The 20,158-nt window shown below is 72.2% G+C and carries 18 protein-coding genes and 2 pseudogenes; 8 read left to right on the top strand and 12 right to left on the bottom strand.

Going from position 1 to position 20,158, the window contains the following annotated elements:
• Positions 1–1,857: pseudogene (locus ABTZ91_RS16700) on the top strand (tetratricopeptide repeat protein); the annotation flags it as partial.
• Between the two features lie 31 nt (positions 1,858–1,888).
• Here the strand turns inward: ABTZ91_RS16700 and ABTZ91_RS16705 are convergent.
• The 3 genes from ABTZ91_RS16705 to panB all read right to left on the bottom strand — a co-directional run bounded on the left by ABTZ91_RS16705 (position 1,889) and on the right by panB (position 4,757).
• Entirely contained in the window at positions 1,889–2,737 is an 849-nt protein-coding gene (locus tag ABTZ91_RS16705; RefSeq protein ID WP_352077894.1) for an ABC transporter permease, read from the bottom strand.
• Positions 2,734–3,726 (bottom strand): ATP-binding cassette domain-containing protein, encoded by a 993-nt coding sequence (locus ABTZ91_RS16710; protein WP_352077895.1) that lies wholly within the window; start codon positions 3,724–3,726, stop codon positions 2,734–2,736. The genes ABTZ91_RS16705 and ABTZ91_RS16710 overlap by 4 nt, the downstream gene beginning before the upstream one ends.
• Positions 3,727–3,893: 167 nt before the next feature.
• A complete protein-coding gene (panB, locus tag ABTZ91_RS16715; protein ID WP_352077896.1) occupies positions 3,894–4,757 on the bottom strand; it encodes a 3-methyl-2-oxobutanoate hydroxymethyltransferase in 864 nt (287 codons plus the stop codon).
• Between the two features lie 238 nt (positions 4,758–4,995).
• On the opposite strand from panB, the gene ABTZ91_RS16720 reads away from it, so the two are divergent.
• The 3 genes from ABTZ91_RS16720 (at position 4,996) to ABTZ91_RS16730 (ending at position 8,757) form a co-directional block, all read left to right on the top strand.
• Positions 4,996–6,600: an MFS transporter gene (locus tag ABTZ91_RS16720; RefSeq protein WP_352077897.1), complete on the top strand. Its 1,605-nt coding sequence runs from the start codon at positions 4,996–4,998 to the stop codon at positions 6,598–6,600.
• Positions 6,601–6,765: 165 nt separating this feature from the next.
• Positions 6,766–7,464, top strand: coding sequence for a TetR/AcrR family transcriptional regulator (locus ABTZ91_RS16725; RefSeq protein ID WP_407077971.1), 699 nt, complete (start codon positions 6,766–6,768; stop codon positions 7,462–7,464).
• Positions 7,465–7,665: 201 nt separating this feature from the next.
• The gene (locus tag ABTZ91_RS16730; RefSeq protein ID WP_352077899.1) at positions 7,666–8,757 is read left to right on the top strand and encodes an endonuclease/exonuclease/phosphatase family protein; all 1,092 of its coding nucleotides are present in this window, start codon (positions 7,666–7,668) and stop codon (positions 8,755–8,757) included.
• A 69-nt stretch (positions 8,758–8,826) separates the two neighbouring features.
• Here the strand turns inward: ABTZ91_RS16730 and ABTZ91_RS16735 are convergent, their stop codons facing one another.
• From ABTZ91_RS16735 to ABTZ91_RS16745, 3 genes are all read right to left on the bottom strand, one after another.
• On the bottom strand, positions 8,827–9,312 hold the full coding sequence (locus ABTZ91_RS16735) for a hypothetical protein (RefSeq protein WP_352077900.1): 486 nt from the start codon (positions 9,310–9,312) through the stop codon (positions 8,827–8,829).
• A 77-nt stretch (positions 9,313–9,389) separates the two neighbouring features.
• On the bottom strand, positions 9,390–11,162 hold the full coding sequence (locus ABTZ91_RS16740) for an NAD+ synthase (RefSeq protein ID WP_407077968.1): 1,773 nt from the start codon (positions 11,160–11,162) through the stop codon (positions 9,390–9,392).
• 59 nt (positions 11,163–11,221) lie between these two features.
• Positions 11,222–12,076, bottom strand: coding sequence for a DUF4190 domain-containing protein (locus ABTZ91_RS16745; protein ID WP_352077902.1), 855 nt, complete (start codon positions 12,074–12,076; stop codon positions 11,222–11,224).
• A gap of 228 nt (positions 12,077–12,304) precedes the next feature.
• Here ABTZ91_RS16745 and ABTZ91_RS34155 point away from each other — a divergent pair.
• Positions 12,305–13,159 (top strand): annotated as a pseudogene (locus ABTZ91_RS34155) (DUF998 domain-containing protein); the annotation flags it as partial.
• Positions 13,160–13,335: 176 nt separating this feature from the next.
• On the top strand, positions 13,336–14,151 hold the full coding sequence (locus tag ABTZ91_RS16760) for an alpha/beta hydrolase (protein WP_352077903.1): 816 nt from the start codon (positions 13,336–13,338) through the stop codon (positions 14,149–14,151).
• A gap of 3 nt (positions 14,152–14,154) precedes the next feature.
• Here the strand turns inward: ABTZ91_RS16760 and ABTZ91_RS16765 are convergent, their stop codons facing one another.
• The 4 genes from ABTZ91_RS16765 to ABTZ91_RS16780 all read right to left on the bottom strand — a co-directional run bounded on the left by ABTZ91_RS16765 (position 14,155) and on the right by ABTZ91_RS16780 (position 16,680).
• Positions 14,155–14,574 (bottom strand): CBS domain-containing protein, encoded by a 420-nt coding sequence (locus ABTZ91_RS16765; protein WP_352077904.1) that lies wholly within the window; start codon positions 14,572–14,574, stop codon positions 14,155–14,157.
• A gap of 289 nt (positions 14,575–14,863) precedes the next feature.
• Complete coding sequence (locus ABTZ91_RS16770; RefSeq protein ID WP_352077905.1) at positions 14,864–15,496, bottom strand: DUF305 domain-containing protein; 633 nt, start codon at positions 15,494–15,496, stop codon at positions 14,864–14,866.
• Complete coding sequence (locus ABTZ91_RS16775) at positions 15,493–16,170, bottom strand: DUF3105 domain-containing protein (protein WP_352077906.1); 678 nt, start codon at positions 16,168–16,170, stop codon at positions 15,493–15,495. The genes ABTZ91_RS16770 and ABTZ91_RS16775 overlap by 4 nt, the downstream gene beginning before the upstream one ends.
• Before the next feature lie 171 nt (positions 16,171–16,341).
• Complete coding sequence (locus tag ABTZ91_RS16780) at positions 16,342–16,680, bottom strand: hypothetical protein (protein ID WP_352077907.1); 339 nt, start codon at positions 16,678–16,680, stop codon at positions 16,342–16,344.
• Positions 16,681–16,940: 260 nt separating this feature from the next.
• On the opposite strand from ABTZ91_RS16780, the gene ABTZ91_RS16785 reads away from it, so the two are divergent.
• The gene (locus ABTZ91_RS16785) at positions 16,941–18,302 is read left to right on the top strand and encodes a glutamine synthetase family protein (protein WP_345488934.1); all 1,362 of its coding nucleotides are present in this window, start codon (positions 16,941–16,943) and stop codon (positions 18,300–18,302) included.
• A 75-nt stretch (positions 18,303–18,377) separates the two neighbouring features.
• Positions 18,378–18,881: a GNAT family N-acetyltransferase gene (locus tag ABTZ91_RS16790; RefSeq protein ID WP_352077908.1), complete on the top strand. Its 504-nt coding sequence runs from the start codon at positions 18,378–18,380 to the stop codon at positions 18,879–18,881.
• A 250-nt stretch (positions 18,882–19,131) separates the two neighbouring features.
• Here ABTZ91_RS16790 and ABTZ91_RS16795 read toward each other — a convergent pair whose 3' ends face one another.
• Positions 19,132–19,563, bottom strand: coding sequence for a VOC family protein (locus ABTZ91_RS16795; protein ID WP_352077909.1), 432 nt, complete (start codon positions 19,561–19,563; stop codon positions 19,132–19,134).
• Positions 19,564–19,566: 3 nt separating this feature from the next.
• Positions 19,567–20,091: a pyridoxamine 5'-phosphate oxidase family protein gene (locus ABTZ91_RS16800; RefSeq protein WP_352077910.1), complete on the bottom strand. Its 525-nt coding sequence runs from the start codon at positions 20,089–20,091 to the stop codon at positions 19,567–19,569.
• Positions 20,092–20,158: the final 67 nt, after the last annotated feature.

The following is a 20,158-nucleotide window of genomic DNA, read 5'->3' on the forward strand; positions in this document are numbered from 1 at the left end:
CGGTTCCGGCTGCTCACCTCGGGTGTGCGTACGGTGCTGCCGCGGCAGCAGACGCTGCGTGCGGTGGTCGACTGGTCCTGGGATCTGCTGACGGGTGGCGAGCGGGCGGTGCTGCGGCGTCTGTCGGTGTTCGCGGGTGGCTGTGATCTGGAGGCGGCGGAGGCGGTGTGCGGGGAGCCGTCGGGGGGCGGTCAGGCGGCGCCTGCGGCGGGGCCGGAGGCCGGCGAGGTGCTGGACCTCCTCGGCGCGCTGGTCGACAAGTCGCTCGTCGTCGCCACCCCGGCCGAGTCGGGCATGCGCTACCGGCTTCTGGAGACGGTGGCCGAGTACGCGGGGGAGCGGCTGGACGAGGCGGGGGAGCGGGCGGCGGTCGAGCGGCGGCACCTGACGTACTACCGCGAGCTCGCCCGGCTGACCGATCCCGAGCTGCGGACCGGGCGTCAGGTCGCCGCCATGGGGCGGTTCACGGTCGAGTACGGCAATCTGCGGACCGCGCTGCGCAGGGCCGTCGAGGCGGGGGACGAACAGGAGGCGCTGCTGCTCGTCCACGCGCTGCTCTGGTACTGGACCATGTGGGACCTGCGGGCCGACGCGCTGCACTGGGCGGAGTCCGCCGCCGCGCTCGGGCCCGATCCGTTCGGGCCGGACGCGCCACCCGTCGTAGCCCTGCACGAGCCGGTCACCGCGGCGCCGCCGCCGCTGTCCGAGGAGCGGCTGTGGGAGGCCAGGCGCGGGGTGCGGCTGATCGAGCTGATGAACATGGACCACGAGACCGGGCGGTGGACGAGCCCGGAAGGGGTCGAGCGGCTGCGGCGGATCCATGCCGCGTATCCGCCGGGCCTGCCGCAGACCTGCCGGCTGCCCGGTTCCTTCACCGTCTTCGCGGCCCTGCTCATCGCCGAGCCGGGCCTCGTGGGTGACGCCCTCGACGCCCATGTCGACGCCTGCCGCCGCTACGGCTACGAGTGGGAACTCGGCCACGCCCTCCAGTTGCGCGCCAACATGCTCGCCAACCGGGCCGACCTGGCCGGCCGGGCCGCCGCCGACGCCCAGGAGAGCCTGGAGATCTTCGTGCGACTCGACGACGCCTGGGGCGCGGCCGAGTCGCTGTCCTCGCGGGGCGAGGCCCGTGAGCGGCGGCTCGAGTTCGAGGGCGCGGCCCAGGACTTCGAGGCCGCCATCGGCTACGCGGAGCGCATCGGCGCCCAGTCGCAGATGGCCCTGCTGCGCGCCCGGTACGCGGACATGCTGATCGAGACCGGCCGCGTGGAGGAGGCCGAGCGCATCCTGCGCCAGGTGGTGGACGGCGAACACGGCCGTGGCCACGAGCCGATGCTCGCGGCCCGGATCTTCCTGGCGCTGCTGCTCGGCCGGACCGGCCGGACCGCCGAGGCCCGGGTCCATCTGCGACGGCTGCTCGAGGAGTTCCGCGCCGAGACCTTCTCCCTCTTCGAGGGCATGACGCTCGGCATCCTGGCCTGGGTGGACAACCTCGACGGGCGGTACGCCTCGGCGTTGGAGCCGGCCCGGCGGGCGTACGAGCGTTCCCTCACCCCGCTGTCGAGGATGGTCGCCCCGCAGATGCCGCCGGTCCAGCTGATCATCGCCGCCTGGGCGCTGGCCGGGCTCGGCGGCCCGAACGCCCGTACGGCGGCCATGCTGCTCGGCGCGTACGAGGGGCTGCTGCCGCCGGGGCACCTGCCGCCGCCCCTGGAGCGGGAGAACCTGGCGCGGGCGACCGAGCTCACCCGTGCCGCGCTCGGTGACGAGGGCGCCTTCGAGGCCGCGTACGCGGAGGGCGGCGGCCTCTCCCTGGAGGAGGCCGCCGCCCTGCTCGCCGGCGCCGACGCGATCTGAGACGCGGCGAGTCCCGGGCCCCGTCGCCGGATCAGGTCTTCTTGCGGAACTTGGCGACCGCGAGCGGCGCCGTGACCACGGTGATGGCCACCGCCCAGCCGAGCGTCATCCACACCGAGTGGGCGACGGGGCCGCCGTTGATGAGGTTGCGGGCGGCGTCGGCGAGGTTGGACAGCGGGTTGTAGTCGGTGAAGGTCTCCAGCCACCCCGGCATCGAGGAGGTGGGGGCGAAGATCGAGGAGCCGAACTGGAGCGGCATCAGGACCAGCATCGCCATGCCCTGGACGGCCTGGGCGGTCTTCAGGCTGAGGCCGAGCAGGATGAAGATCCACATCAGGGACGCTCCGAAGGCCATCGACAGACCGATGGCGGCGAAGAGGTGGAGGACGGAGGTGTGGATCTCCAGGCCGAGCAGGAAGCCCATGCCCAGCAGGATGGCGGTGGCGATCAGCATCCGGCCGGTCTCGACGATGATCTTTGCGATCAGGACGGAGGACCGGGCGATCGGCATCGTCCGGAACCGGTCCATGACCCCCTTCTTGAAGTCGTCGTTGATGCCGACGCCGACGGCCATGGAGATGTTCATGCCCATCATCGCCATCAGGCCGGGGGTCACGTAGTTGACGTAGACGTCGTTGTTGCCCTTGCCGGAGATGGCGCCGCCGAACACGTACACGAACAGCAGGATGAAGATGATCGGCATCATCACGGCGTCGAACATCGACTCCGGGTCCTGCTTGATCTGGAGCGCGTTGCGGCGGGCGAGGGCGCCGATGTGGCGGAGGTTGGCCCGCAGGCCGATCCGGCCCTCGCCGGTGGCGGCCCGCTGCGCGGGGGCCGGCGCGGGGGCGGACGTACGGGTGGCCGTGGTCGTGCTCATGCGGCGACCTCCTCGTGGATCGCGTCGGACGGGTGCGTCTTCTCGCCCGTGATGGCGAGGAACACCTCGTCCAGACTGGGCAGGTGGGTGCCGATGTGGGCGATGCCGAAGCCGCGGGCGCCGAACAGGCCGACCACGGCGGTCAGCTGCTCGTCGCTGAGGATCGGCACGTACAGCGCCTCCTCGTCCGGGACGACGGTCGCGCCGCCGATCCCGTCGAGACCGGCCTCGCGCAGCGCGGCCGCCATGGCGGACAGCTCGGCCGGGTCGGCCGGGCGGACCTTGAGGGTGCGGCCGCCGACGCGCGCCTTCAGCTCGTCGACACCGCCCTTGGCGATGACCCGGCCGCGGTCGATGACGGTCAGCTCGTTCGCGAGCTGCTCCGCCTCCTCCATGTACTGGGTGGTGAGCAGCACGGTCGCGCCCTCGGCCACCATCCGCTGGACCTCGTCCCAGACCTCGTTGCGGGTGCGCGGGTCGAGACCGGTGGTCGGCTCGTCCAGGTAGAGCACGGCGGGCTGCCCGATCATGGAGGCGGCGAGGTCGAGGCGGCGCCGCATGCCGCCGGAGTAGTTCATGGCGGGGCGCTTGGCGGCCTCGGTGAGGGAGAAGCGCTCCAGCATCTCGTCGGCGCGGCGGCGGGCGTCCTTGCGGGAGAGGTCGAGCAGCCGCCCGATCATGTACAGGTTCTCCCAGCCGGACAGCTTCTCGTCGACGGAGGCGTACTGGCCGGTGAGGCCGATCGTGCGGCGCAGCTGGCGGGGCTGGCGCACCACGTCGTAGCCGGCGACGGTGGCGGTCCCGGCGTCCGGGACGAGGAGCGTGGACAGGCAGCGGACGAGGGTGGTCTTGCCGGCGCCGTTGGGGCCGAGGACCCCGAGCACCGTGCCTTCGCGGACGTCCAGGTCGACCCCGTCGAGGGCCTTGGTTTCGCCGAAGTGCTTCACGAGGCCCCGGACCTCGACGGCGTGGGTGTGTGATCGCGTCATGGACCCCATGGAACAGGGGCCCACCGACAACGCACCGACATCCGACCGACAGCACTGCCTACAGCTCGCCCGCAACTCTTCGACGGCTGTCGGCAGCCGTCCCCACGCACGGCGACAGCCCGCCGACGGGGGACGGTCGGCGGGCTGTCGGTGGTGCCACAGGGGTCCTAGTGGAAGGTGTGCTCCTCGGCGGGGAACGCCCCGCCGGCGACGTCCTCCGCGAAGGCGCGGGCGGCGTCGCCCAGCGTCTCGCGCAGGTTGGCGTACTGCTTGGTGAAGCGCGGCACCTTGCCGCCGGTCAGGCCCGCCATGTCGGTCCAGACGAGGACCTGGGCGTCCGTGCCGGCGCCCGCGCCGATGCCGATGGTCGGGATGTGCAGGGAGCGGGTGACCTCGGCCGCCAGCTCGGCCGGGACGAGCTCCAGGACCACGGCGAAGGCGCCCGCGTCCTGGGCCGCCTTGGCGTCCCTGAGCAGCTGGTGGGCGGCCTCGTCGCTGCGGCCCTGCACCCGGTAGCCCATGGTGTTGACGGACTGCGGGGTCAGGCCGAGGTGGGACATGACGGGGATGCCGGCCTGGACGAGCAGCTCGGTCTGCGGCAGCGAACGCTCGCCGCCTTCCAGCTTGACCGCGCCGACGCCCGCGTCCTTGACCAGCCGGGTGGCGTTGCGCAGGGCCTGGACGGGCCCTTCCTGGTACGAGCCGAAGGGGAGGTCGCCGACGACGAGGGCGCGCTTGGTGCCCCGTACGACGGCGGCGGACAGGATCGTCATCTCGTCCATCGTGACGGGCACGGTGGTGTCGTAGCCGAGGTGACAGTTGCCCATGGAGTCGCCGACGAGGATCACCGGGATCCCGGCCTCGTCGAAGACGGAGGCGGTCATGGCGTCGTAGGCGGTGAGCATGGGCCACTTCTCGCCGCGGACCTTGGCGGCGGCGATGTCGTGGACGGTGAGACGGCGGGTGCCCTTCCCTCCGTACAGCGCCTTGCTGCTGTCGGCGGGCGTTTTCTGGGCAGCCTGAAGCGTCATGGTGAACGGCTCCTCTTGTCATCTCGAGGCGCCCTGTGGCGTCCCCGGACCACGTCCATGGTGGCACTTCGCCGGGCGGACGGGGAAGTCGGGCGGAGCTGCGGGTGGGCGTGTCGCTGTTCACATCGCCGTGAAGAACGCCTGAAGAAGGTCAGAGAGAGGTCAGCGGAAGGTCAGAGCTCGGTCAAGCTTTTCGATACGAGACGGTCTCGTATCGAAATGGCGCTACGGTGAGGGCATGTCGCAGTCGCAGTCACACCGCCGCCGCTGGGCGATCCTCGCCGTGCTCATGCTCAGCCTGCTGATCGTCGTCCTCGACAACTCGATCCTCAACGTGGCGGTCAAGACGATCGCCAGCCCCGCACCCACCGGCATCGGCGCCACCCAGAGCGAGCTGGAGTGGGCCATCAACTCCTACACGCTCGTCTTCGCCGGACTCCTCTTCGCCTCCGGCCTCCTCGGCGACCGCTTCGGCCGCAAGAGGTCGCTGCTCTTCGGCATCACCGTCTTCGGCATCGGCTCCGCCCTCGCCGCGCTGTCCACCACCCCCGGCGAGCTCATCGCCTACCGCGCGGTGATGGGCCTGGGCGCCGCCTTCGTCATGCCCGCCACCCTCGCCGTGCTCATGAACGTCTTCGAGCGCGACGAGCAGCCCAAGGCCATCGGCATCTGGGCCGGCAGCGTCGGCCTCGCCATCGCCATCGGCCCCATCACCGGCGGCCTCCTCCTGGAGCACTTCTGGTGGGGCTCGATCTTCCTCGTCAACGTGCCCGTGGTGCTGCTCGCCCTCGCCCTCATGGCCTGGCTCGTCCCCGAGTCCAAGGACCCCGCGCCCGGCCGCATCGACCTGCCCGGCGTGCTGCTCTCCGTCCTCGGCCTCGTCCTGCTCGTGTACGGCATCATCCGCGGCGGCGAGCTCGCCTCCTTCACCGACGTCACCGTCCTCCTGCCGTCCCTGGCCGGCCTCGCGATCCTCGTCGGCTTCGTCCTCTACGAGAAGCGCACCGCCCATCCGGCGCTCGACATCGCGTACTTCCGCAAGCCCGCCTTCTCGGCCGCCGTCGCCGCCGTCGCGCTGGTCTTCTTCGCCCTCATGGGCGTGACCTTCTTCTCCGCCTTCTACCTGCAGAGCGTCCGCGGCTACAGCGCGCTGGAGTCCGGCCTGCTGATCCTGCCGCTCGCCGTCGCCCAGATGGCCTTCGCGCCGCGGGCCCGGCTCGTGGTCGAGCGCTTCGGCGCGCGGATCGTCTGCACGTCCGGCATGCTGGCCGTCGCGGCCGGCCTGGGCGCCTTCGCCTTCTTCGACGCGGACACCCCGGTCTGGCACCTGGAGGTCGTCTTCTTCCTCCAGGGCGCGGGCATGGCGCACATCATGCCGCCGGTCACCGTCGCCATCATGCAGGCGCTGCCCCGCGAGAAGGCGGGCTCCGGCTCGGCCGTCAACAACACCTTCCGCCAGGTCGGCGGCGCGCTCGGGGTGGCCGTGCTCGGTTCCCTGCTGTCCTCCGCCTACCGCGGCGAGATCGAGGGCCACCTCGGCTCCGTACCGGCCGGCCTGCGCGACACGGCGGGCGAGTCCATCGAGGCGACCCTCGCCGTCGCCGAGAAGCTCGGCCCGGCCGGACAGGGCCTGATCGCCCCCGCGTACGACGCCTTCGTCGACGCCATGCACGTCACGGCCATCGGCTCGGCCGCCGTCGCCGTCCTGGGCGCGATCGTGGTGGCCCTCTTCCTGCCGGGCCGCGCGGTGGCCGCCCCGGCCGCCCCGGCACCTGGCCAGGCTCCGGCGGGCACCGTCCCGGGCAGCCGCGCCGAAGCGGGAGAATCGGTCCCGACGAAGTAGCCGGCAGGGCCGGCGGAACACGGTACGGGCAGTGCGGGCAGCGGCGGGAGAGGCGGGACGGACGTGTCGCAGGGCGACGGCGGGGCGGAGACGGGCGGGGCCGTGCCGGGCGGCGCGGGCGAGGCGACTGGTGCGCGTGGTGCTGTGGGTGCGGGTGGGGCGGACATTGCCGGCGGTGAGGTAAGGGCGGACGTTGCCGGCGGTGCCAGTGATGCCGGTGGTGTCAGTGGTACGGAGGTCGCCAGCGATGCCGGCGGTGCCGGCGGCGCCGGTGGGTGTGCCGCCCGGCGCGGGCGGCCCCGGAGCGAGGCGGCGGAGCAGGCGATCTTCGAGGCGGCGATAGGACTCCTGGAGAGCGGGATGCCGCTGGCCGAGGTCTCCATCGAGAAGATCGCCCGCACCGCCGGCGTCGGCAAGGCCACGATCTACCGCCGCTGGCCCGGCAAGGAGGAGCTCTTCGTCGACCTGCTGCGCTCCGTCGAGGCCCCGGACCCGGTGCTGCCCGGCGTCTCGGTCCGGGACGACCTGGTCGCCCTCATGGAGTCGATCCGGCGGCGAGGACTCGCCAAACGGAACTCGGCCCTGCTGCACAACGTGTTCTCGCAGATGCAGCAGTACCCGAAGCTGTGGGACACCTACCACCACACCGTCATCGAGCCCCGCCGCCGTCTCGGCCTCGACCTCGTCCTGCGCGGCATGGAGCTCGGCGAGATCCGCTCCGACCTCGACGCCGAGCTCGTGAACGACCTCTTCACCGGCCCCATGATCCTGCGCACCACGATCCGCCCCGGCGCCACCCTGGACGACGACCTGGCCGAGCGGGTGGTCGACGCCATCCTGGAGGGCGTACGACCCCGGGACTGACGGGCCGACGACCCTGCGGGCGACGGCCGGACGACGGCCCGGACGCCTCGTACGAATGTGCGCGTTCTGTCACAGCCGTACGCCTCGCGCCACGTGCAGGAACCCGCCACGCGCGGGCGTCGTCCCTCGTGGAGTACGACCGAACCGGAATCGCCTAGGGTCGACTCCGGGTCGCAGAGCAAGGCAGTGAGGACGACAGCGATGGCGCGGGTGGACATGACGGGAACCGAGAACGGCGGAACGCCGGACGACGGGGGATCCGCCTCCCGGCCCGGCTCGCGATTCGGCACCGCTCCCACGACCGCCTCCAGCGGCGGTCGGGGCCCGCGTCCGGGGCTCGGCGCCCGGCTCGCCCGGCTGCGCGCCGACCGCGGCATCTGGCGCCGGGGCATCCTCCTCGCCCTGTGCGCCGTGCTGCTCGCCCTCCTGATGGTCCTTCACGCCGACATCCCCAACCGCATCGGCAACCTCGGCAGCCTGACCGAGACCTTCCTGCCCTGGCTCGGCCTCTTCGTACCGCTGCTGCTGGTCCTCGCCCTGCTGCGGCGCTCGGCGACCGCGCTGGTGGCGCTGGTGCTGCCGGCCGTGGTCTGGCTCAACCTCTTCGGCGGGCTCGTCGTCGACAAGTCGCGGGCCGGCGGCGACCTCACCGTCGTGACCCACAACGTGAACGCCGACAACCCCGACCCCGAGGGCACGGCCCGTCAGATCGCCGCGTCCGGTGCCGACGTGGTGGCCCTGGAGGAGCTCAAGGGCGACATGGTCCCGGTGTACGAGAAGGCGCTGGCCGACACGTACCCCCACCACTCCACCCAGGGCACGGTCGGCCTGTGGAGCAAGTACCCGCTGCGCGACGCCCAGCCGGTCGACATCCGCATGGGCTGGACCCGCGCCATGCGCGCCACCGTCGCCGCCCCGGCGGGCGAGGTCGCCGTCTACGTCGCCCATCTGCCCTCGGTGCGGGTCAAGCTGAACGCCGGCTTCACCGCCAACCAGCGCGACAACAGCGCCAACGCCCTCGGCGAGGCCATCGCCCGCGACCCGCACCGCCGGATCGTCCTCCTCGGCGACCTCAACGGCACCATGAACGACCGCGCCCTCAACGCCGTCACGTCCCAGCTCCGCTCCACCCAGGGCGCGGCCGGCGACGGCTTCGGCTTCAGCTGGCCGGCGTCCTTCCCGATGGCCCGCATCGACCAGATCCTGGTCCGCAACGTCGAGCCGCTGTCCTCCTGGACCCTCCCGGAGACCCGCAGCGACCACCTCCCGGTGGCCGCCCGCCTCAAGCTCTGACACCGAGCCCGGCCCTGAACACAGGCGCCCCGGACCGAACCCGGCCCGGGGCGCCCGTCTCACGTCGCCTCAGTTGCTGTTTCCCGACCCCTTGGCACGGCCGGCCGAGGTCATGTCCATGTACACCTCGGTCCTCTCACCCCGCGGAACGAGGAGGACTTGAAACTCGGCGTCCCTGGAACTGCGGAAGTCGGTGTAGATGTTGTACCGCTTCTGCGGGTCGAGCTGAAGGCTGAACTGCTTCATGGCCTTGTCGGGGAAGGGCGGGTCGGTGGGTGAGAACGTCGTAGATCCAATCCTGTCGGTCCCCGCCGCGGGCCAGTGTTGCGGGCTGGCCATGTCGACGTCGTGATCCCTCAAGTACCGCTCGACGCAGTCCTTGGGGGCCGTGAAGCTCATCCTGAGGTAGCTGTTCGGCCATGAAGTCGTCCCCGAGAACGTCTGGTCCTCGATCTCACACGCCGGCAGCTCCAGCCCGAACCCCTCCAGCACCTCCTCCTGGCTGTCCTGCGCGCACGCCGTGGCGCCCAGGAGGGCGCAGACGGCGACGGTCACGCAGATCGATATCCGCTTCAGCGGCGGCAAGGCGTCCCCCCAAGTGTCGGCGCAAGCGCCGGTGGTCATGGTCGTCGTCAGGGCCGGGTCTCGCGCCAGTGGTTGGTGATGGGCAGCCGGCGGTCCTTGCCGAAGCCCTTCGCGGAGATCTTCGTGCCCGGCGGGTACTGGCGCCGCTTGTACTCCGCCGTATCGACAAGACGCAGGGTGCTGATCACCAGTTCCTCGTCGAAGCCCGCCGCCACGATCTCGTCCCGGCCGCGGTCGTGGTCGACGTACAGCGCCAGGATCCGGTCCAGCAGGTCGTAGTCGGGGAGGGAGTCGGTGTCGACCTGGCCGGGGCGGAGTTCGGCGCTCGGGGGCTTGGTGAGGGTGTTCTCCGGGATCGGCGGGGTCTGGCCGCGTTCCTCGGCGGCCCGGTTGCGCCAGCGGGCGAGACGGAAGACGTCGGACTTGTAGACGTCCTTGATGGGTCCGTACGCGCCGACGGAGTCGCCGTACAGGGTCGAATAGCCCACCGCCAGCTCCGACTTGTTGCCGGGCGCGAGGACGATGTGGCCCTCCTGGTTGGACAGCGCCATCAGCAGGGTGCCGCGCAGCCGGGACTGGAGGTTCTCCTCCGCGAGGCCGGTGAGGCCGAGCGCCCCCATGTAGGCGTCGAACATCGGCTCGATCGGCACCGTACGGAAGTGGAGGCCGGTGCGGCGGGCCAGTTCGGCGGCGTCCGCGCGCGAGTGCTCCGAGGAGTACTTGGAGGGCATCGACACGCCGTACACGTTGTCCGCGCCGAGCGCGTCACAGGCGATCGCCGCGACGAGGGCCGAATCGATGCCGCCGGACAGGCCGACCAGGACCGAGCGGAAGCCGTTCTTGGCCACGTACGCCCGCAGGCCGACGACCAGCGCCGAGTACACCTCCTCGTCGTCGTCGAGCCGGTCCGCCTGACCGCCGGTCACCTCCGGCGCGTAGGGGGGCAGCGGCTCCTCGGACAGCACCACCCGGTCGATCCGCAGACCGTCGTCCACGACCGCCCCGCTCTCCGACGCGTCCGCCGCGGCCGCCGGCAGCTCCAGGTCGAGGACCACGCAGCCCTCGGTGAACTGCGGGGCGCGCGCGACGACCTCGCCGGCCGCGTCGACGACGATCGAGTCGCCGTCGAAGACCAGCTCGTCCTGCCCGCCGGTCATCGCCAGGTACGCGGTGGTGCAGCCGGCCTCCTGGGCCCGCGTGCGGACCAGTTCGAGGCGGGTGTCGTCCTTGTTCCGCTCGTACGGGGAGGCGTTGACCGACAGCAGCAGCCCCGCCCGGGCGCTGCGGGCCGCCGGGACCCGGCCGCCCTCCTGCCACAGGTCCTCGCAGATCGCGAGGGCCACGTCGACGCCGTGGACGCGGACGACGGGCAGGGTGTCGCCCTGGACGAAGTAGCGGTACTCGTCGAAGACGCCGTAGTTGGGCAGGTGGTGCTTGGCGAACCGCAGCACCACCTCGCCCCGGTACAGCACCGCCGCCGCGTTCTCCGGCGACCCGGCGGGCCGGCCGAGCCGGGGCGCGGCCCGCTCGGAGCGGTCCAGGTAGCCGACGACCACGGGCAGCTCGCCGAGCCCCTCGTCGGCGAGCCGCCGGCCGAGCGCGCGCAGGGCCGCACGGGAGGCCTCCACGAAGGAGGGGCGCAGCGCCAGGTCCTCCACGGGATAGCCGGTCAGCGCCATCTCGGGGAACGCGACGAGGTGCGCGCCCTGCTCGGCGGAGTGCCGCGTCCAGTGGACGACGGCCTCGGCGTTCGCGGCGAGATCGCCGACGGTCGAGTCGATCTGATTCAGAGCGAGGCGTAGTTGAGGCACGCCTCCCATCCTAATCGTCAATTCGACGCTATGTCCTGGGGAACGCGCACCGGCCCCGCTCCGCCCGGTTACTTCGTGGGGCCGGTCCAGAGCTGCGGCTCGTGCTCCAGGACCGTCGGGGAGAGCTCGATCTGCAGCTCGTCGGCCGCGGCGGCGGGCAGCGAGAAGGTGTAGTCGGCCTTGGCCTGCTTGCCCGGCAGGACCTTGCCGTTGAAGGGCTTGGTCGCGTTGTCCCCGTCGAAGACCGTCTCGGCGGTGGCGCCGTGCGCGTCGCTCGCGTCGGGCAGGGCGGCGGTGACGTCGAGGGTCTCCTTGCTGCCGTTGACGATGGTGATCGTCACCTGGAAGGCCCGGTTGCCCTTGGCGTGGCCCACCGCGAAGCCGTCGGGCTTGTGGGAGCGCGGCTGGGAGACGGTGACCTTGATCCCGTCCTCGTACGTGAAGGTGTCGCCGAACTTCAGTACCTCGGGAACCTCGTCGACCGGCTCCTCCGTCGGCTCGGCCGTCGATTCGCCGGCGCCCTCGCCGCCCGGCGCGGCGGAGGAGCTCGCCGAACCCTTGGCTCCGGTCTCCTTCTCGATCTCCTTGGCGACGTCCGTCACCGCCGTGGCGATGACGATCAGCCAGGCGAGCGAGGCGACCAGCGCGACACCGCCCAGGACGGCACCGGTGACCGCCATCCCCTTGTTGGTCGCCAGGCCCTTGCCAGCCCGGCCGGCGCCGATGATGCCGAAGACGACGGCCAGCACGCCCAGGATCGCGCCCAGCCAGAAGAGGAACGGAAGGATCCCGAAGAGCACGCCCACGATGCCGAGGACGAGGGCCGCGACGCCGAGCCCGTTCTGGGGCTGCGCGTACGGGGGCTGCGGAGCGCCCGGTGCCCCCCAGGGCTGCGGCGTGGGGGAGTGGCTGGGCCTGGTCATGCGGTGTCCCTCTTCGTCCAACTGCGGCAGGGTGCCGGTGCGGTCACCGGCCCTTGAAGATCACTCACGACCGTATGTGAGTGGAATGTGAAGGGGCCAGGGATTTCTTGATCGGCATGTGATCGTGATCCGGTCCGCCCCCGGCCCGGGAACCCCCGGCCGTGGTGATCGTGATCCGGTCCGCCCCGGCCCGGGAACCCCCGGCCGCGCCCTGACGTTCGACCCACTGTGTCCAGGAATGCCGGGCGGGCCGCCGCCGCGCTGCTCGCGCTCGGCGCGTGCGCGTACACCGCCTGGGTCCTCGAAGTCGTCTTCCGCGCCGGTCTCGACCCGGTCCGGACCTACGTCTCCGAACTCGCCGCCGCCGACCAGCCGCTCGGCGGCCTCTTCCGCGCCACGGACCTGACGGCCGGTCTGCTCGTCCTGACGGGCGCCCTGACCGGCCTGGTGTCGACCGGCCCGTACCGCCGCGGAGGGGGCGGGACGGGTGGGGCGGGCCTGAGGGGTAGGACCGGCAGGGTGGGCCTGACGTGCAGGACCGGCCCGACCGACCGGCCCAGGGTGGGCCTGACGCGCAGGACCGGCCGGACCGACCGGCCCCTGGGCCGCCCGGTGAAGGCCCCGGGCCGGCCGGCGGGGGCCCCGGGCCGGCGGGTCTGGCTGCTCGGCGGGTGGCTCGCGCTCGCGCTCTTCGGTGCCGCCACCGTCGCCGACTCGCGCCTGCCGCTCAGCTGCGCGCCCACCGTCGACCCCGAGTGCGCTGCCCGCGAGACCGCCGGGCTCGTGCCCGCCACCCACACGGCGCACGCGATCAGTTCCACCCTCGCCATGGTCGGGGCGCTCGCGGCCATGGTCGCCCTGACCATGGCAGCCCGGCGGTACGGCGTCTGGGCGCCCCTGGCCCGTACCGGACCCGTCCTCGTCGCCCTGGAGTTCGCCGCGACCGCCTGGACCCTCACCGCGGTGGCCGCGTTCGAGGCGGGCCGGGGCACCTGGTCGCTCGGGGCGGGCCAGCGGCTCCAGGTCCTGCTGGTGGCGGTCTGGCTGGCCGTCCTCGCCCGGTCGGTACGGGCCGACGGGCGCGTACGGGCCGGTGAACGCAGACGGGCCGACGGGCGCGTACGGGCCGGTGAACGCAGACGGGTCGACGAGCGCGTACGGGCCCACGAGCGCGTACGGGCCGACGAACGGAAACGGGTCGACGAACGCAGACGGGCCGACGAACGCGTACGGGCCGACGAACGGAAAGGCAGTCCCGAATGACCTTCGTACGGCTCGGAGGAGTCGCCCACCACGTCGTCGTCGACGGCGCCGGACCCGTCTGCGTGCTCGCCGCCGGGCTCGGCATGAGCTGGTTCGACTGGGACCCCGTCGTCCCGCTGCTCGCCCCCTACCGCACCGTCGTCCGCTTCGACCGCCCCGGCCACGGCCTGTCCGCCCCCGCCGCCGCGCCGCCCACCCTCGCCGGGGAGGCGGACCGGATCGCCGCGCTCCTCGACGCGCTGCGGCTGCCGGGGACCGCCACGGTCGTCGGGCACTCGATCGCCGGCTTCCACGCCGAGGCCTTCGCCCGCCGCCACCCCGACCGCACGGCCGCCCTCGTCCTCGTCGACTCCTCCGTGGAGGAGCGCCCCCGCGCATCCCGCACCGCTCCGCCGCTCGCCCGCGCGCTGGGCGCCGCCCTGTCCGCCGCCGGGATCCCGGCCGCGCTCGGCCCCGCCGGGCGGCGACTCGCGGTGCGGCTTTCGGCCCGGGGCCAGGACCCGGCCCCGCCCGCGCTCGTCCGCCGCGTCTACCGCACCTCCCGCGTGCTGCGCGGCACCCTCGACGAGAACGCCCGCTACGGCGCCGTGGCCGCCGAACTGCTCGCCCTGCGCGAGCGCGCCCCGCTCCCGCCGGGCCTGCCCGTCACCGTGCTCGCCGCCCCGGACGGCTCCGCCCGCTGGGAGCACCGCCAACGCGGCCTGGCCCGGCGGCTCGGCGCCCGCTACGAGGCGGCCGAACCGTCGGGCCATCTGGTCATGCTGGACCGCCCCGACCGAGTGGCCGAGGCGGTCCTGGGCACAGGGCCGTAAAGGTCAGGAAGGGGCGTAGACGCTTTCGCAGAACGCCTTCAACTGGTCGTCCGAGAGCTGCCGGGCCAGGTCCGCCTCGCTGATCATGCCGACGAGACGCTTGTTCTCGATGACCGGCAGCCGGCGGATCTGGTGGCCCTGCATCTCCTCCAGGACCTCGTTCACGTCCGCCCCGGCGTCGATCCAGCGCGGGGTGCCCTTGGCCATGTCCCCGCAGGTGACCCTGGCCGGGTCGTGGCCCATGGCCACACAGCCGACCACGATGTCGCGGTCGGTGAGGATGCCGCAGAGCCGTTCGTTCTCGTCGGCGATGGGCAGCGCGCCCACGTTGAGTTCGCGCATGCGCTGGGCCGCGCGGTCGAGCGTCTCGTGAGCCGGGATCCACTCGGCCCCCGGGTGCATGATGTCCTTCGCCGTCGTCATGTGCTGAGCGCCTTTCGTAGAACGTCGTCGTACCTACGTACGTCCCCGAGCACCCCTCATTCTGCGGTGACGGCGCGGCCCCCGCGACCGCAAGGTCGCAGGGGCCGTCACCGGGCCGTCACCGGGCCGTGACCGGTGCCGCCACGCCGGGTCGGTCAGCCGGTCAACCGGACAGTCGGTCAGCCGGTCCGTCGGTCAGCCGGTCCGTCGGTCAGCCGGTCCGTCGGTCAGCCGGTCAGCCGGTCAACCGGAGTCGGTCAGCCCGGTCGTCGGTCAACCGGCCAGCCGCTCAGGCGCCCCGCTGCTTCAGCATGTCCGCCATCAGCCTGATCTCGGACTCCTGCGCCTCGACCATGCCCTGCGCGAGATCCCGCTCGACACCGGGCACGCAGCGCTCCACACAGCCCTGGGCCATGTGGACACCGCCCTTGTGGTGGTCGGTCATCAGCTTCAGGTAGAGCACCTCGGCCGCACGGCCGGAGGCCTTGGACAGCTGCTCGATCTCGGCGCGGGTCGCCATGCCCGGCATGAGCTCGCCGTCCTCGCCGGCCGTCTCGTCGTCGTGCGCGCCCATGCCCATCCAGGTCATCGGCGGCACGCCCGACTGCACCTTCGGCAGCCCCCACATGTCCAGCCAGCCCAGCATCATGCCGCGCTGGTTCGCCTGGGTGTTGGCGATGTCGTACGCCAGCCGGCGCACCGCCTCGTCCCGGGTGCGGTCGCGGACGATGAACGACATCTCGACGGCCTGCTGGTGGTGGACGGCCATGTCCCGGGCGAAGCCCGCGTCCGCGGACTCGGCGGTCGGGGTCCTCGGGGCCTCGTCGCGGTCGGCGGAGGCGACGGTGAGGGCGCCCCCGGCGAAGAGCAGCGCGAGGACCACGGCCGTGACGGACGCCCACTGCGTCCGGTTCAGCCTCACTGGCCCATCCCGCTGCCGCCCATGCCCTCGGCGCCGACGCCACCGGTGCAGGCGGCGCCCGGCTCCGGGGTCTGCGGGCCGTTGACGTACTTCGTGAAGAAGGCGTCGACGCGCGGGTCGGTGGCGCTGTCCACGGTCACCTGCTTGCCCCAGGCGCTCAGCATGATCGCGCCGGACTGGCCGTCGACCGGGCTCATCAGCGAGTACGGGGTCTTCTTGACCTTGCTCTTCAGCTTGTCCAGGTCGGCGGCGGCGGCCTTCTTGTTGTACGTCACCCACACGGCCCCGTGCTCCAGGGAGTGCACCGCGTTGGTGTCGTTGACCGGCTTGTCGTAGACGTCGCCGTTGCAGTTCTGCCAGACCGGGTGGTGGTCGCCGCCGACCGGCGGGGTCATCTCGTACTTCACCGGCGTGTTGACGTGGTTGCGGGTCAGCTTCTTGGCGTCCCAGGACTTCTCGCCCTGGATGGGGGCCTTGGCGGCGGCCTCCTGCTGCTCCTGCTTCTTGTTCTCCTTGTTGATGACCCAGCCGCCGAAGCCGACGAGGCCGAGTACGACGACGGCGGAGATGCCGACGGTGAGGATGCGGTTGCGGCGCTCGCGGGCCTGCTCGGCGCGGCGCATCTCCTCTATTCGGGCGCGGCGGTCGGCGGTGGTGGAGCGGTTCGCGGCCATGGTGGTGTCGTCCTTCTGGAAGTCTGCGATCTGCAGTCGTGAGGTCGTGAAGTCGTGAAGTCGTGAAGTCGTGAGGTCTGAGACGTGAAGTCGTGCAGTCGTGCAGTCGTGAAGTCTGGAATCGGGAAAAGGGTCGCGGACGGAGAGAACGTGACGCCGAAACCCGGCCGCTCACGTCCGCAGGACTTGAAGGACGTGCAGGTCCGGCGCACGGGGACGGGCGCCGGAGGGGAACACCCGGCCGTCGGCCGGTGACGCGTCAGGGCGCGGAAGCCGGCCCACCGCGTGCAGCGGCGGGTCGAGCGGCGGCGCGCTGAGCACCGCGGGGGACAGCGAGGGGAAGAGCGAGCAGTCGCCGCCGCCGTACGGGCAGACGTACTGCGTGTGCCGGTCGCCCTCGGCCACGTGCGCTGCCACCCGCTGGTGCTCGGCCCGCTCGGCCGGATCGGCGACCCCCAGACAGAGGAAGAGCGCGCCGAGCAGCGTCGCCACGGCACTCACCAGTGCCATGGGACGCGGGTCCTGGGACAGGCGTGCGAGCCGTGGGCCCCCCATGGCCGGAGATCGTAGTGGCAGAAGGGGCTCCTTGGCCCGTACGGGGCGGACCTGGGGAGCGGGAATCGGCCCCGCCCCCGTTACCTGTGTCACAGCGGAGCAGGCACTATGGGTGTGCAACGTGCACGAAACCATGTGGTGGGATGCTCAGGTGCCCCCCGATGTGCCCGAGGCGGTGGGAGCAGGCGGCCTGACCAGCGAGGATGGGTGTGGAAATGGACAAGCAGCAGGAATTTGTGCTCCGTACGCTCGAGGAGCGCGACATCCGCTTCGTGCGTCTGTGGTTCACCGACGTGCTCGGTTTCCTGAAGTCGGTCGCCGTCGCCCCCGCGGAGCTGGAGCAGGCCTTCGACGAGGGCATCGGCTTCGACGGCTCCGCGATCGAGGGCTTCGCCCGGGTCTACGAGTCCGACATGATCGCCAAGCCGGACCCGGGCACCTTCCAGATCCTGCCGTGGCGCGCGGAGGCCCCGGGAACGGCCCGGATGTTCTGCGACATCCTGATGCCGGACGGCTCGCCGTCCTTCGCCGACCCGCGCTACGTCCTCAAGCGGGCCCTCGCCAAGACCTCGGACCTCGGCTTCACCTTCTACACCCACCCCGAGATCGAGTTCTTCCTGCTGAAGGACAAGCCGCTGGACGGCACCCGGCCCACCCCGGCCGACAACTCGGGCTACTTCGACCACACCCCGCAGAACGTGGGCATGGACTTCCGCCGCCAGGCCATCACGATGCTGGAGTCGATGGGCATCTCGGTGGAGTTCTCGCACCACGAGGGCGCGCCGGGCCAGCAGGAGATCGACCTGCGGTACGCGGACGCGCTGTCCACCGCCGACAACATCATGACCTTCCGCCTGGTCATGAAGCAGGTGGCCCTCGAGCAGGGCGTGCAGGCCACGTTCATGCCGAAGCCGTTCTCCGAGTACCCCGGCTCCGGCATGCACACCCACCTCTCCCTCTTCGAGGGTGACCGCAACGCGTTCTACGAGTCGGGCGCCGAGTACCAGCTGTCCAAGGTGGGACGCTCCTTCATCGCGGGCCTGCTGCGCCACGCGGGCGAGATCTCGGCCGTCACCAACCAGTGGGTCAACTCCTACAAGCGCATCTGGGGCGGCTCGGGCCGCACCGCCGGCTCGGGCGGCGAGGCGCCCGCGTACATCTGCTGGGGCCACAACAACCGCTCGGCGCTGATCCGCGTCCCCATGTACAAGCCGGGCAAGATGGGCTCCTCCCGCGTCGAGGTCCGCTCCATCGACTCGGGCGCCAACCCCTACCTGACCTACGCGGTCCTCCTCGCCGCCGGCCTCAAGGGCATCGAGGAGGGCTACGAACTCCCGGCCGGCGCCGACGACGACGTCTGGGCCCTCAGCGACGCCGAACGCCGCGCCATGGGCATCGAACCGCTCCCGCAGAACCTGGGCGAGGCGATCGCCCTGATGGAGCGCAGCGAACTGGTCGCGGAGACGCTGGGCGAGCACGTCTTCGACTTCTTCCTCCGCAACAAGAAGCAGGAGTGGGAGGAGTACCGCTCGGAGGTCACCGCCTTCGAGCTGCGCAAGAACCTGCCGGTGCTGTAGCCGGCCCGGCCGTTGGGGGCGCCTCCCGGCAAAACCCGTTGCGGTCCGCGGGCGGCGGCCTTGAGACTCCACGCAATGAACGACGTGAAGATCATCGAGACCGCCCGGCTCCTCCTGCACCCGCTCTCCGTCGACGAGGCCCGGCGGGTCGTCGACGCGGCGCCCGGGCCGGGGGACCGCTGGGCCGAGGGGTATCCCGGGCCCGGGGACGTCCGGGGGGTGGGCAGCTTTCTGAACGGGGTGGCCGAGCGGGGCGATCCCGGGGCCTACCGGCCGTACGAGATACGGCGGCTCGCGGACGGCGTCACCGTCGGCGGGATCGGGTTCCACGGGCCGCCGGGCGCGGACGGCGTCGTCACCATCGGGTACGGGCTCGTGCCCGGGGTGCGGGGCCAGGGTTTCGCGTCGGAGGCGCTGCGGGGACTGATCGCCCGCGCCAGGGAGGCCGGCGCCACGGCCGTCCGGGGTGACGCCGACCTCGACAACATCCCGTCCCAGCGCGTGATGGAGGCGGCCGGAATGGTGTACGAGGGCGAGGACGAGCGGGTACGGAACTACCGGGTGGTGCTCGCCCCGTAGCGGCTCACCGACGGCGGGGCTCGGCGCCCGCGCCGTCCGGCCGCACGGGTCGGGCGGCCCGGCGCCCGCGCCCCAGCCGCCCGGTGCCGCGCGCCCCGTCGCACGGCTCGGGCCGTCTGGCGCCCGCAGCCCACCGCCCGGCGTCCGTGCCCGGCCGCACGCCTCGGGCCGTCCGGTCCCGGCCCCGCACCCGGCCGCCCGCGCTCCAGCCGCCCGGTCCGGCCCCCTGGCCGCCGCCCCCCGCCGGGCCTCAGCGCTCCGACAGCTCCGACGGTGCCTCCTGCACCACCCACCCGTTGCCGTCCGGGTCGGTGAAGGTCATGAAGGAGTTCCAGGTCTCGCCCTTGCCCTCCTCCCAGCCCCGCTCGCCCACGTGCATCACCGGCGACACGTCGACGCCCGCCTCCACCAGCTCCTCGCGCGCCGCCTCGATGTCGGTGACGCAGAGCTGGAGGCCGTGCAGCGTGCCCGGGGCCATGTCGCGGCTGCCCGGGAACGGGGGCATGCCCTCCAGCAGGGCGATCGAGCAGCGGGAGCCCGGCGGGGTGATCTGGATGATCCGCATGCCGGGCGCGACCTCCTGGTCCAGGTCGACCTTGAAGCCGCAGGTGTCCGCGTAGAACTCCTTGGCCCGGTCCATGTCGCTCACAGGGACGGGGACCACTTCCAGCGTCCAGTTCACAGGTCAGCTCTCCTCGGTGAAGCGCCAGCGGGTCTGGCCGTACGGGGTGCCCTTGGCGAAGCCGAACGCCGTCCTCGGAGACACCGCGAACACCAGGGCCGTACCACCGTCGCTCACGAAGCCGCCGTCGCGCACCCCGAAACGCCATTCCTCCCCGTACTTGTCGACATACGCCTCCGCGAGCGCCCGCAGCGCCTCCTCGTCCGTCACGCGGACCGCCTCGCCCTCGACCACCAGGTCGAAGCCCTCCGCCAGGGCGTTCGCGCCGGTGGTGAGCGCGACCCGGCGGTTCACCGCGAGGTTGCGGGCCTTGCGCTCGTCCGGCCCGGTGCAGAAGTGCAGGGCGCCCTCCCACCACACCGCGATCAGCGGGGTGACGTGCGGGCGGCCGTCGGGGCGGACCGTCGTCAGCCAGTAGACCTCGGCCGCGGCCAGCCGCCGCACCGCCTCGCCCCACGGCGTCGCCTCCGCCTCCGGCTCGCTGAACCGGGGATCCAACGTGGTCTCCACCGGGATGTCCGTCGGCATCGTCCGCTCCTTTCACCTCGTCCACGGGTACAGACCCGGCCCGGGGCACGAACTCATCGGTCCCCGC

The sequence above is a fragment of the Streptomyces sp. NPDC126499 genome (genome assembly GCF_040302485.1).
Lineage (GTDB): Bacteria > Actinomycetota > Actinomycetes > Streptomycetales > Streptomycetaceae > Streptomyces.

What these genes read in the sequence shown, in the direction of transcription:
- ABTZ91_RS16765 (WP_352077904.1), bottom strand. Translation starts at nt 14,574, where the DNA reads ATGACGACGGCGAAGGACATCATGCACCCGGGGGCCGAGTGGATCCCG.
- ABTZ91_RS16745 (WP_352077902.1), bottom strand. Translation starts at nt 12,076, where the DNA reads ATGACCAGGCCCAGCCACTCCCCCACGCCGCAGCCCTGGGGGGCACCG.
- ABTZ91_RS16740 (WP_407077968.1), bottom strand. Translation starts at nt 11,162, where the DNA reads ATGGGAGGCGTGCCTCAACTACGCCTCGCTCTGAATCAGATCGACTCG.
- panB (WP_352077896.1), bottom strand. Translation starts at nt 4,757, where the DNA reads ATGACGCTTCAGGCTGCCCAGAAAACGCCCGCCGACAGCAGCAAGGCG.
- ABTZ91_RS16705 (WP_352077894.1), bottom strand. Translation starts at nt 2,737, where the DNA reads ATGAGCACGACCACGGCCACCCGTACGTCCGCCCCCGCGCCGGCCCCC.
- ABTZ91_RS16710 (WP_352077895.1), bottom strand. Translation starts at nt 3,726, where the DNA reads ATGACGCGATCACACACCCACGCCGTCGAGGTCCGGGGCCTCGTGAAG.
- ABTZ91_RS16760 (WP_352077903.1), top strand. Translation starts at nt 13,336, where the DNA reads ATGACCTTCGTACGGCTCGGAGGAGTCGCCCACCACGTCGTCGTCGAC.
- ABTZ91_RS16780 (WP_352077907.1), bottom strand. Translation starts at nt 16,680, where the DNA reads ATGGCACTGGTGAGTGCCGTGGCGACGCTGCTCGGCGCGCTCTTCCTC.
- ABTZ91_RS16785 (WP_345488934.1), top strand. Translation starts at nt 16,941, where the DNA reads ATGGACAAGCAGCAGGAATTTGTGCTCCGTACGCTCGAGGAGCGCGAC.
- ABTZ91_RS16790 (WP_352077908.1), top strand. Translation starts at nt 18,378, where the DNA reads ATGAACGACGTGAAGATCATCGAGACCGCCCGGCTCCTCCTGCACCCG.
- ABTZ91_RS16800 (WP_352077910.1), bottom strand. Translation starts at nt 20,091, where the DNA reads ATGCCGACGGACATCCCGGTGGAGACCACGTTGGATCCCCGGTTCAGC.
- ABTZ91_RS16775 (WP_352077906.1), bottom strand. Translation starts at nt 16,170, where the DNA reads ATGGCCGCGAACCGCTCCACCACCGCCGACCGCCGCGCCCGAATAGAG.
- ABTZ91_RS16730 (WP_352077899.1), top strand. Translation starts at nt 7,666, where the DNA reads ATGGCGCGGGTGGACATGACGGGAACCGAGAACGGCGGAACGCCGGAC.
- ABTZ91_RS16720 (WP_352077897.1), top strand. Translation starts at nt 4,996, where the DNA reads ATGTCGCAGTCGCAGTCACACCGCCGCCGCTGGGCGATCCTCGCCGTG.